This is a genomic window from Tepidimonas sp. (assembly GCF_046292505.1).
Classification (GTDB): Bacteria; Pseudomonadota; Gammaproteobacteria; order Burkholderiales; family Burkholderiaceae_C; genus Tepidimonas.
The window spans coordinates 1-11,617 of sequence record NZ_JBKBQX010000038.1 but is presented as its reverse complement, the minus strand read 5'-3'; the positions used below and the strand labels follow the sequence as shown (position 1 = coordinate 11,617).

Annotated in this window: 10 protein-coding genes; 7 read left to right on the top strand and 3 right to left on the bottom strand. The window is 68.6% G+C overall.

Annotated features, from left to right (window positions below):
• The 7 genes from ACK4TH_RS10820 to ACK4TH_RS10790 form a co-directional block, all read left to right on the top strand.
• On the top strand, window positions 1-536 hold a 536-nt coding region (locus ACK4TH_RS10820; RefSeq protein WP_409626272.1), incomplete at its 5' end, for a GTPase.
• Window positions 533-1,900, top strand: coding sequence for an FtsH protease activity modulator HflK (gene hflK / locus ACK4TH_RS10815; RefSeq protein ID WP_409626269.1), 1,368 nt, complete (start codon window positions 533-535; stop codon window positions 1,898-1,900). The genes ACK4TH_RS10820 and hflK, both read left to right, overlap by 4 nt.
• Before the next feature lie 17 nt (window positions 1,901-1,917).
• Window positions 1,918-2,814, top strand: a complete 897-nt coding sequence (gene hflC, locus ACK4TH_RS10810) for a protease modulator HflC (protein WP_409626275.1) — start codon at window positions 1,918-1,920, stop codon at window positions 2,812-2,814.
• Between the two features lie 76 nt (window positions 2,815-2,890).
• The gene (locus tag ACK4TH_RS10805) at window positions 2,891-4,072 is read left to right on the top strand and encodes an ATP phosphoribosyltransferase regulatory subunit (protein WP_409626266.1); all 1,182 of its coding nucleotides are present in this window, start codon (window positions 2,891-2,893) and stop codon (window positions 4,070-4,072) included.
• A 69-nt stretch (window positions 4,073-4,141) separates the two neighbouring features.
• Entirely contained in the window at window positions 4,142-5,530 is a 1,389-nt protein-coding gene (locus tag ACK4TH_RS10800) for an adenylosuccinate synthase (RefSeq protein WP_409626263.1), read from the top strand.
• A gap of 34 nt (window positions 5,531-5,564) precedes the next feature.
• Window positions 5,565-6,089 carry a phosphoribosyltransferase gene (locus ACK4TH_RS10795; protein ID WP_409626260.1) on the top strand — a complete coding sequence of 175 codons (525 nt, stop codon included), beginning with the start codon at window positions 5,565-5,567 and terminating at the stop codon, window positions 6,087-6,089.
• A 5-nt stretch (window positions 6,090-6,094) separates the two neighbouring features.
• The gene (locus tag ACK4TH_RS10790) at window positions 6,095-7,288 is read left to right on the top strand and encodes a cystathionine beta-lyase (RefSeq protein ID WP_409626257.1); all 1,194 of its coding nucleotides are present in this window, start codon (window positions 6,095-6,097) and stop codon (window positions 7,286-7,288) included.
• A 7-nt stretch (window positions 7,289-7,295) separates the two neighbouring features.
• Here the strand turns inward: ACK4TH_RS10790 and ACK4TH_RS10785 are convergent, their stop codons facing one another.
• The 3 genes from ACK4TH_RS10785 to ACK4TH_RS10775 all read right to left on the bottom strand — a co-directional run.
• Complete coding sequence (locus ACK4TH_RS10785; protein WP_409626254.1) at window positions 7,296-10,502, bottom strand: type I restriction endonuclease subunit R; 3,207 nt, start codon at window positions 10,500-10,502, stop codon at window positions 7,296-7,298.
• Window positions 10,503-10,561: 59 nt separating this feature from the next.
• Entirely contained in the window at window positions 10,562-11,356 is a 795-nt protein-coding gene (locus tag ACK4TH_RS10780; RefSeq protein ID WP_409626252.1) for a virulence RhuM family protein, read from the bottom strand.
• Between the two features lie 76 nt (window positions 11,357-11,432).
• Window positions 11,433-11,617 (bottom strand): hypothetical protein (locus ACK4TH_RS10775; protein WP_409626249.1); only part of this gene is annotated, 185 nt, incomplete at its 5' end.

Genomic DNA, 11,617 nt, shown 5'->3' with positions numbered 1-11,617 from the left:
CCCGGGCGTACGCGGCCGACCAGTTGTTTGCGACGCTCGACACCACCACGCGCCAGATGTATCTGGGCGAAGTCGGCTGCAATGTGTCCCTGTCGGACACGGTTGGCTTCATCCGCGACCTGCCCCACACGCTGGTGGAGGCGTTCGCGGCCACCTTGCAGGAGGCGCGCGACGCCGACTTGCTGCTGCACGTGGTCGATGCGGCCAACCCGCAACATCCAGAACAGATCGACAACGTGCAGCGCGTGCTGCACGAAATCGACGCGGCCGACGTGCCGCAGGTTCTGGTGTTCAACAAGATCGACGCCCTGCCACCCGAGCGGCGCCCGCGCCAGCACCGGGACGTCACGGAACTCGAGGGGCGCAGCGTGACTCGGGTGTTCGTGAGCGCGCAGACCGGCGAGGGGCTCGACGCGCTGCGGGCAGTGCTGGCCGATGCCGTGCGCGAGCACCTCGCAATGCCCGACGGCGACGGGGGCGGGCCGCAATTCGGCACAATTCGCATGCCATCCAACGATCCACGTTTTCATCCATGAGCGACTTCCCCTTGGGCGCACGACCTTCTGGGCACAGGCCTGACCGCCTGGGCCTGTGGGCTCGGACAGGCTGGGCGCGCCGCCTGCGCGCGGTGTTCAACCTCAACGATCCGCGCTGGGGGCGTGGGGAGGACGGCGATGCCCGCGACGGTGGCGGACAGCGCCGGCCGTCGGGCGGGCAGACGCCGCCCGACCTGGACGAACTGTGGCGCGACTTCAACCGCAAGCTCGGCGGCCTGTTTGGCGGTCGCGGGGGTGGCCGTCCGCCGGGTGGTCCCGGCTGGGGCCGGGGCGAGGGCGGTGCGCCGATGCGCCCCGATCCCAAAGGCGCGGGCATCGGCGCCGGCCTGATCGTCGGGGTGGGTGTTTTGATTTGGCTGGGCACGGGCTTTTTCATCGTGCAGGAAGGCCAGCAGGCCGTCATCACCCAGTTTGGTCGCTACCACAGCACGGTGGGCGCGGGCTTCAATTGGCGGCTGCCGTATCCCATCCAGCGCCACGAATCGGTGTTCGTCACCCAGATCCGCTCGGTGGACATCGGCCGGGATGCGATCGTGCGCGCCACGGGTCTGCGCGAGTCGGCGATGCTGACCGAGGACGAGAACATCGTCGAGATCAAGTTTGCCGTGCAGTACCGCCTGAGCGATGCGCGCGCCTATCTGTTCAGCAGCCGCGACCCCGATGCGGCGGTGGTCAAGGCCGCCGAGACCGCCGTGCGCGAGGTGGTCGGCAAAATGAAGATGGATGCCGCCTTGGCCGAGGAGCGTGAGCAGATCGCTCCCCGGGTACGGACCTTGATGCAGAATATTTTGGACCGCTACAACGTCGGCATCGAAATCGTCGGCATCAACCTGCAAGCGGGCGGCGTGCGCCCGCCCGAGCAGGTGCAAGCCGCGTTCGACGATGTGCTCAAGGCCGGGCAAGAGCGCGAGCGCGCCAAGAACGAGGCCGAGGCTTACGCCAACGACGTCGTGCCGCGTGCGCGCGGCGCGGCATCACGCCTGATCGAGGAAGCCGAGGGCTACAAGGCGCGCATCGTGGCGCAGGCCCAAGGTGATGCACAGCGCTTCTCGCTCGTGCAGGCCGAGTATGCGAAGGCCCCGCAGGTCACGCGCGAGCGCCTCTATCTGGAGGCGATGCAGCAGATCTACACCAACGTCACGAAGATCATGGTGGATACCCGCCAACAGTCCAGCCTGCTCTATTTGCCGCTCGACAAGATCATGCAGCAGGTCAGTGCGGCACAGGGGTCTGCGGGAGCGGTGTCGTCCCCCGCCCCATCCGCCGCCGCGTCGAGTGCGCCGGCAGCCGCCGATGCGCGCGGGCGTGACGACCTGCGCAGCCGCGACCGCGAAGGGCGCTGAACGGAGCCGATGCCATGATGAACCGAATCGGATTCATTGCCTCTTCCCTGCTGGTCCTGCTGGCCATCGTCAGCTCCACCCTGTTCGTTGTCGATCAGCGGCAGTTTGGCGTGGTGTTTCAGTTTGGCCAGATCCGCAACGTGGTCACCGAGCCAGGCCTGAACTTCAAGCTGCCACCGCCTTTTCAGAACGTGTCCTACATCGACAAGCGGCTGCTGACGCTGGAGAGCACCGACACCGAGCCGACGCTGACCGCCGAGAAGCAGCGCGTCGTCATCGACTGGTACGTGCGCTGGCGCATCTCCGACCCGTCGGCCTACATCCGCAACGTCGGGCTGGACGAGCGCGCGGGCGCCGCGCAGCTCAACCGCGTGGTGCGCAACGCCTTCCAACAGGAGGTCAACAAACGCACGCTGCGCGAGCTGCTTTCCGCCAAGCGCGAGGAGCTGATGGCCGCCGTGCAGCGCGAGGTGCTGGCTGCGGTGCGCGGCGCCGAAAAGCCCTGGGGCATGGACGTGGTCGATGTGCGCATCTCGCGCATCGACTATGCCGAATCGATCACGCGTTCGGTCTACGACCGCATGGAGGCCGAGCGCAAGCGCGTGGCCAACGAACTGCGCTCCACCGGCTTTGCCGAGGGCGAAAAGATCCGCGCCGAGGCCGACCGCCAGCGCGAGGTCATCCTGGCCGAGGCCTTCCGGCAGGCGCAGAAGATCAAGGGCGAAGGCGACGCCGAAGCGGCCCGCGTCTATAGCCAGGCGTTCGGCAAAGACCCGGCGTTTGCCCAGTTCTACCGCAGCCTGGAGGCCTACAAAGCCAGCTTTGCCGGCAAGGGCGATGTCCTGGTGGTCGATCCCTCGTCCGAATTCTTCAAGGCGTTCAAGGGGACGGCGCCAGCCGCGGGCACGCGCTGACGGGCGGGACCCGCGGGCGGCCGGCGCGGCCCGGGGTCGGGGTAGAATCCGGCCTTTGCCTGCCCTCGAACCACCCATGTCTGCCTGGCTGTTGCCGGATCACATCGCCGATGTGCTGCCCTCCGAGGCACGACACATCGAGGATTTGCGCCGTTCCCTGCTCGAAGCCGCGCGCCGCTACGGCTACGAGCTGGTGATCCCGCCGTTGCTCGAGCACCTGGAGTCGCTGCTGACGGGCACCGGCGAGGCGCTGGATCTGCAAACCTTCAAGCTGGTCGATCAACTCTCGGGCCGCATGCTGGGGCTGCGGGCCGACACCACGCCGCAGGTCGCGCGCATCGACGCCCACTTGCTCAACCGGCAGGGCATCACGCGCCTGTGCTACTGCGGCCCCGTGGTGCACACCCGGGCAGGGGCAGCGCACGGTTCGCGCGAGCCGCTGCAATTTGGCGCCGAAATCTACGGACACACCGGTTTGGAGGCCGACCTGGAGGTTCTCGAGCTGGCCCTGGACGCCCTGCGCGCCGCGGGGTTGTCCCGCTTGGGGGTGGACCTGGGGGATGTGCGCATCGTCGATGCGGTGCTGGACGGCTGTCCGCTACCGCCGGTGCGCATCGCGCGGCTGCACGCAGCGCTGGCCGCCAAGGACGCGGCCGCGCTGGCGTCGCTCGCCGCGGAATTGCCCCCCGCCGTGCGCGACGGCCTGTTGGCTTTGCCCGAGCTGTATGGCGATGCGGGCGTCTTGTCCGAGGCCCGACAGCGCCTGCCCGGTGGCGAGCGGCTACAGCGGGCCCTGCATGATCTGGCCTGGCTGGCCGATCGTCTGCACGAGCGCGACCCGCAGGTTTCCGTCACCTTTGATCTGGCGGATCTGCGGGGCTACGCCTATTACACCGGCGTGCGGTTTTCGCTGTTCGGCGCCGGTGGGGCCGAACGGCAGGAAATCGCGCGCGGCGGCCGTTACGACGAGGTGGGCGCGGTCTTTGGCCGCCGCCGTCCCGCGGCCGGTTTCAGCCTGGATCTCAAGCAACTCGTCCGGCTGGCCCCGGCCCCCGCGCTGCGACCGGCGATCCGGGCACCATGGCGTGACGATGGCGCCCTGCGCGCGGCGATCGCCCGACTGCGCGCGGCCGGCGAAACCGTGGTCTGCGTGCTGCCCGGGCACGAGCACGAGGTCGACGAATTTGCCTGCGACCGCACGTTGGTCGAACGCGACGGCGTGTGGTTGGTGCAGCCGCTCGCGGCGCAGGCGCGCTGATGCCCTCCGCACCATCGCGACCTCTCCCCCAACCGCTCTCCAAGCGATACCCATCGAGCGATCTTTTTCATGAACGACAAGGTTTTCCAGCCCCAGCCGGGGCGCAACGTGGTGGTGGTCGGCACCCAGTGGGGTGACGAGGGCAAGGGCAAGCTGGTCGACTGGCTGACCGAGACCGCGCACGGCGTGGTGCGCTTCCAGGGCGGCCACAACGCCGGCCACACGCTGGTCATCGGCGGCGTCAAGACCGCGCTGCACCTGATCCCGAGCGGCATCATGCGCCCGGGCGTGAAGTGCTACATCGGCAACGGCGTGGTGCTGTCGCCGGCCAAGCTGCTGGAGGAGATCGAGGGCCTGGAGCGCGCGGGCGTGGAGGTGCGCAGCCGCCTGCGCATCAGCGAGGCCTGCCCGCTGATCCTGCCGTTCCATGCGGCGCTGGACGTGGCGCGCGAGGCCGCCAAGGAAAAGGCCGGCGCGGCCAAGATCGGCACCACCGGCCGCGGCATCGGCCCGGCCTACGAGGACAAGGTGGCGCGCCGCGCGCTGCGCGTGCAGGACCTGCAATACCCCGAGCGCTTCGCCGCCAAGCTGCGCGAGCTGCTGGAGCTGCACAACCACGTGCTGGTGACGCTGCTGGGCTCCGAGACGCTGGAGTGGAGCCCGGCGCTGGCGCCCTACATCGAGCGCGGGCGCGTGCGCTTCGAGCCGGTGTACGAGGAGGCGATGCGCCAGGCCGAGCAGCTGCGGCCGATGGTGGCCGACGTCTCGCGCGAGCTCAACGAGGCGCACCGCGCCGGCGCCAACCTGCTGTTCGAGGGCGCGCAGGGCACGCTGCTGGACATCGACCACGGCACCTACCCGTTCGTCACCTCCAGCAACTGCGTGGCCGGCAACGCCGCCGCCGGCTCCGGCGTCGGCCCGGGGCTGCTGCACTACGTGCTCGGCATCACCAAAGCGTACTGCACGCGCGTCGGCGGCGGGCCGTTTCCGACCGAACTCGACTGGCAGACCGAGGGCACCCCGGGCTGGCACATGGCCACCGTCGGTGCCGAGAAGGGCACCACGACGGGCCGCGCGCGCCGCTGCGGCTGGTTCGACGCCGCGCTGCTGAAGCGCTCGGCGCAGGTCAACGGCCTGTCGGGCCTGTGCATCACCAAGCTGGACGTGCTCGATGGCCTGCCGGAGCTCAAGCTCTGCGTCGGCTACCGCCTGGACGGGCGCGAGATCGACCTGCTGCCGCTCGGGGCCGACGAAATCGCGCGCTGCGAGCCGATCTACGAGACGCTGCCGGGCTGGAGCGAGCCCACCGCCGGCATCACCCGCTACGAGGACCTGCCGGCCAACGCGCGCCGCTACCTGGAGCGCATCGAGGCCACCACCGGCGTGCCGATCCACGTCATCTCGACAAGCCCGGACCGCGACCATACCATCCTGGTGCGGCATCCCTTCGCCGCTTGAGGCCCCCGCGGCGCCACGCGAAAGACCCCCAGATATGCTCACCGAAGACGGCAAGCACCTGTACGTCTCGTACGACGAGTACCACAACCTGATCGAAAAGCTCGCGATCAAGATCCACCAGTCGGGCTGGGATTTCGACACCATCCTGTGTCTGGCCCGTGGCGGCATGCGCCCCGGCGACATCCTCAGCCGCATCTTCGACAAGCCGCTGGCCATCATGTCCACCAGCTCGTACCGCGCCGAGGGCGGCACGGTGCGCGGGCAACTGGACATCGCGCGCTACATCACCACGCCCAAGGGCGAGATCGCGGGCCGCGTTCTGCTGGTGGACGATCTGGCCGACTCGGGCCACACGCTCAAGGCCGTGATCGACATGCTGCGCACCAACTATGCGCCGATCACCGAGCTGCGCAGCGCCGTCATCTGGACCAAGGCGGTGTCGATCTTCACGCCGGACTACTCGGTCGAATACCTGCCAACCAATCCCTGGATCCACCAGCCGTTCGAGTGCTACGACAACCTGCGGCCGGAGCAGTTGCTGGCCAAGTGGAAGATCTGACCGCCATGGGGTCGGCTCCCGCAGGCGAGGCCACGCGCCTGATTCATCACCCCTACCGCGCGCCGGACGGCTTCGACGCCGTGCCGGTGGCCGTGCACAAGGCCTCGACGGTGTTCTTCCCCAACGTCGCGGCGATGCGCGAGCGCCAGTGGCAGGACAAGTCGGGCTACACCTACGGCCTGCACGGCACGCCCACCACCTTCACGCTGGAGGAGCGCCTGGCCACACTGGAAGGAGGGCGCCACTGTGTTCTGACCCCCAGCGGCCTGGCCGCCATCGCGCTGGTCGATCTGGCGTTTTTGCGTGCCGGCGACGAGGTGGTGATCCCCGACAACGCCTACGGCCCCAACAAGGCACTGGCTACCCACGAGCTGGCCGCCTGGGGCATCCGGCACCGCATCTACGATCCCATGGATCCTGCGGATCTGGCCGCGGCCATCACGCCCCAGACGCGCCTGGTGTGGCTGGAAGCCGCCGGCTCGGTGACGTTGGAATTTCCGGACGTGCCGGCGCTGGTGGCGCAGGTGCGCCGCGCCAACGCGGGGCGGACGCGTCCGATCGTCACCGCGCTGGACGACACCTGGGGTGCCGGCGTGGCCTTCAACCCGTTCGAGCTGGGGGTGGACGTGGCCATGCAGGCCCTCACCAAGTACCCCAGCGGGGGCGCCGACGTGTTGATGGGCTCCGTCGTCACACGGGACGAGGCGCTGCACCACGCGCTGTTGACGACGCACATGCGGCTGGGCCTGGGCGTCGGCGCCAACGACGCCGAGGCCGTGTTGCGCGGGCTGCCGAGTCTGCCCCTTCGCTATCACGCGCAGGATGCCGCCACCCGCGAACTGGCGACCTGGGTGCGGAGCCAGCCGCACGTGGCCCGGGTGTTTCACCCGGCGCTGCCGGATTCCCCTGGCCATGCAGCATGGCGCCGCGACGCCCGTGCCGCGGGCTGTCTGTTCAGTGTCGTGTTCGATCCGGCCGTCCCCGCGGAGCGGGTGGACGCCTTCTGCGACGCGCTGCGGCTGTTCCGCCTCGGCTACAGCTGGGCCGGGCCGGTCAGCCTGTGCGTGCCCTACGACATCCCGACAATGCGCGCCCGTCCCTGGCCCTACGCCCCCCGGCTGGTGCGGCTGGCGGTGGGGCTGGAGGATGTCGAGGACCTGCGCGCCGATCTCGCCCAGGCGTGGGCGGCGTTGGGGTGAACGGCGCTCAGGCGCTGGTCGTGGCCGCCTCCAGGCCCCAGGTGGCCGCCCAAACCTCCGCCTGTGCCAGCACCGTCTGCACGGCGGCGTCCTGCAGATCCGGCGGGTAGCCGTACTTGCGCAGGATGCGCTTGACCAGCACGCGCAGCCGCGCCCGGGCCGACTCGCGGTGCGCCCAGTCCACCGTGACGTTCTCGCGCAGGCTCACCAGCAATTCATGCGCGATCACGCGCAGCTTCTCGTCGCCCATCACCTGCACCGCGCTTTCGTTTTCGGCCAGCGCGTCGTAGAAGGCGATCTCCTCATCCGTGAGCCCCGCTTCCTCGCCCCGCTGGCGTGCCGCCCGAATCTCGCGCGCCAACTGGATCAGCTCCTGCAGCACCTCGGCGGTGGTGAGGGCGTTGGCGTGGTAGCGCGCCATCGCGTCCTCCAGCCGCTGCGAGAACGCCCGGGTCTGCACCACATTGGCGCGGGCACGGGCACGGATGCCGTCCTGCAGCAGCTTCCTCAGCGCCTCCAGCGCCAGGTTCTTCTTCTCCATCTGCTGCACTTCGGCGAGGAATTCCTCCGACAGGATGGAGATGTCAGGGGTCTTCAGCCCTGCGGCCTGCAGGATGTCCACGATCTCCGTGGACACCACCGCCCGGCTGACGACCTGCTGGATGGCAAGCTCGCGCTCCTGCGCGCTGCGCCCGCTGGCCGAGCCGGTCTTGGTCAGCGCTGCGCGCACCGCCTGGAAAAAGCCCACCTCCTCGCGCACGGCGCGCGCCTCGTCGCTGGCGGCGGCCAGCGCGTAGGCCTTCGACAGCGCCAGCACCGCATCCGGGAAGCGCCGCCGGGCAGCCTTCTGGCCCTCCGGTGTCGATTCTTGCGCCGCCCACTGCCGCTGCCGCTCCAGGATCCACTCCAGCGCGCCGGCCATCGCCTCCAAGCGCTGCGCCGGCGTGCCCTGCAGCGCCGCCGCGACGTCGAAACCGTGGAACATCGCGCGCACGACCTCGAGCTTTTCCAACAGCACGGCCACCGCCTCGGCCTCGTCGATCCCCGTCTGCGCGCGGTCTCGGGGTGAATACTGGGCCAGCGCGGACTTCAGGTTCTGCGCGATGCCGATGTAATCGACGATCAGCCCGGCGGGCTTGTCGCGGAACACGCGGTTCACCCGCGCGATCGCCTGCATCAGCCCGTGGCCGCGCATCGGCTTGTCCACGTACATCGTGTGCATGCACGGCGCATCGAAACCGGTCAGCCACATGTCGCGCACGATGACGAGCTTGAGCGGGTCATCGGGGTTGCGGGCGCGTTGGGCGAGCAGGTCCCGCCGCGCCTTGTTGCCGATGTGCGGCTGCCACTCGGGCGGGTCGCTGGCCGAGCCGGTCATCACGATCTTGATCGCGCCCTGAGCATCATTGTTGCTGTGCCAATCGGGGCGCAGCCGCACGATGGCGTCGTACAGCTTGACGCAGATGCGCCGGCTCATGCAGACGATCATCCCCTTGCCCGCCAGCGCCGCCGCGCGTGCCTCGAAGTGCTGCACGATATCCCGCGCCACCTGCGCGATGCGCTTGTCCGCGCCCACCAGCGCCTCCAACGTCGCCCACTTCTGCTTGGCGCGTTCGCGTGCCGCCTCGTCCTCGTCCTCCAGCAGCTCCTCGATCTCGGCGTCGATCTTCGGCTTTTCGTTCTCGTCCAGGGCCAGCCTGGCCAGCCGCGATTCGTAGTAAATCGGCACCGTGGCGCCGTCCTCCACCGCGCGGCTGATGTCGTAAATGTCGATGTAGTGGCCGAACACCGCCGGCGTGTTGCGGTCGTCGGCCTCCACCGGCGTGCCGGTGAAGCCGATGAAGCTCGCATGGGGCAGCGCATCGCGCAGGTACTTGGCAAAGCCGTAGGACATCTCGCCCGTCTTGGCATCCAGCTTGGCCTTGAAGCCATACTGGCTGCGGTGCGCCTCATCGGCGATCACCACCACGTTGCGCCGCGTCGAAAGCGGTCCGTCCACCTCGCCAAACTTCTGCAGCGTCGTGAAGATCACCCCGCCCGAGGCGCGATCCAGCAGCGTCTTCAAATGCTCGCGGCTTTCCGCCTGCACCGGCGTCTGGCGGATCAGGTCGCGGCACATCGCAAAGGTGCCGAACAACTGGTCGTCCAGGTCGTTGCGGTCGGTGATCACCACCAACGTGGGGTTCTCCAGCTTCGGGTGCTTGACCAGCACCCCTGCGTAAAACGCCATCAGCAGGCTCTTGCCCGAGCCCTGCGTGTGCCAGATCACGCCGACGCGCCGGTCGCCCGGCTGCTGGTCGCGTGCCGAAGGCAAGCCGTAGGCGGCCGGCTCCTCGCGCACCACGTTGGCCGGCGGCATCGCACGGATCGTCTGCGCCACCGCTTTTTTCACCGCGTGGAACTGGTGGTAGCCGGCGATGATCTTCACGAGCCCCGCGCCGGTCTGGCCGAACACCGTGAAGTCGCGCACCAGCTCCAGCAGACGCTCGTGCTGCAGCACCCCTTCGATCAGCGTCGGCAGCTCCGGTGCGCCTTTGGGCGCCACGCTCGCCCCGTCGGTGGTGCGCCAAGGCATGAAGCGCTCGAAATCCGCCGACAACGACCCCACCCGCGCCTGCAAGCCATCGGAGGCGATCAGCAGCGCGTTGGTGCGAAACAGCGGTGCGATCTGCGCCTTGTAGGTCTGCAACTGGTTGAACGCGCCCTGCAGCGTCGCCTGCTCCGCGCCCGGCGCCTTCAGCTCCACCACCACCAGCGGCAGGCCGTTGACGAACACCACCACGTCCGGCCGGCGCTGATGCGCGCCGTGCACCACCGTGAACTGCGGCACCGCCAGCCAATCGTTGCGCGGCGGATGCTCGAAATCGATCAGCCGCACCTTGCCGGCGGTGAGCGTGCCGTCCGCGGCGTCATACTCCACGTCCACGCCCTCGGTCATCAGCCGGTGCAGGCGGCGGTTCTCCTCCAGCAGGGCAGGGCGTTCCACCTGCAGCACGCGGCGCAACGCCTCCTGCCGCGCCGCTTCCGGCAACCCGGGGTTCAGGCGCGCCATGGCGTCTTCGAGCCGTTTTCGAAGCACCACCGCATCGTGGCTTTCGCGTTCGGGGCGATGACCGTCAGGGCCGATGTCCTCCTCGCGCTCGATGCGGTAGCCGAGCGCGTGAAGCTGGTCCAGCAGTGCGCTTTCGACTTCGGCTTCCGACAGAAACGCCATGTCTCATTCCCCCCTGTGCGGCCCCGCAGGGGCCAGCATGTTCTCGATCAGGCGGATCATCACGTCCTTGTTCTTGGCATCCGACTCGGCCACGAGCAGGGCGAGCGCGGCCAGCCCACGTCGTGGACGACCGGCTCGCCGAACACCGTCTGCTCCAGATTGCCCAGGATCGCGGCGAAGGCCTCGCCGCGCTCGCGCCCGAACAGGTCCGATGCTTCACCGCGAGCGACCAGTTCGGCCTTGAGGCGTGCAATCGCCGCGCGTGCCTCGGTGAGCGTGGGCAACACCCCGCCCGGACTGCCGGCCGGAGCGGTCAGCAGCCCCTCATCGTAGCGCTGCAGCCACAGGAAGGTCTGCGTGTAACGGGCGATCACATCCACCAGCCCGCGGCCCACCTCGGCGGTGAGCGCCTCGCCCGCGGCGGCCTTTCTCACCAGGGAGAGCGCCGCTTCCAGCTCGGCGGCGTTGCGCTCGAAGCGCTGGCGGTCCAGCGTGTAACCGCGCGTCAGGTGCTCGCGCAGCACGCGCGTGGCCCACTGGCGGAAGCGCGTGGCGCGGGCAGAGTTCACGCGGTAGCCGACGGAGATGATGGCATCGAGGTTGTAGTGCTTGAGGCGACGCTGCACCTGCCGCCGGCCTTCGGTTTGAACCGCTAAGAAATCCTTAGTGGTTGCTGCTTCCTCCAGCTCGCCATCGCGGAAGATGTTCTTCAGGTGCATGAGCACGTTTTCCGGCGTTGTGGCAAACACCTCGGCCATCTGGCGCTGCGTCAGCCAGATGGATTCGCCCTCCAGCCGAACCTGCACCGGCTGATCGCTCGACTCGAATATGACGAGTGAGTTGGGTGCGGTCATGGTTTTCTCCCTGAAAAACGATTTCGCATTCGGCCCGAAACATGCCGGAAACCGTACAAGCTTCGGTGGAGAGGGTTCATGCCAAAACCAAGCCTGGTTTTAGGCTGAGGCGCTCGCGAAACTCCTTTGGGATATCGCCCCAATGCTCGATCAAGAGATCGACCAGCTGGCGCCCATTGATTAGGCCGATGCGGGGGAACCCTGGTTCCAGCGCTACATCGGCAGCGGCATTCTGAAAGTCGGCGGTGGTGATGAAAGCAC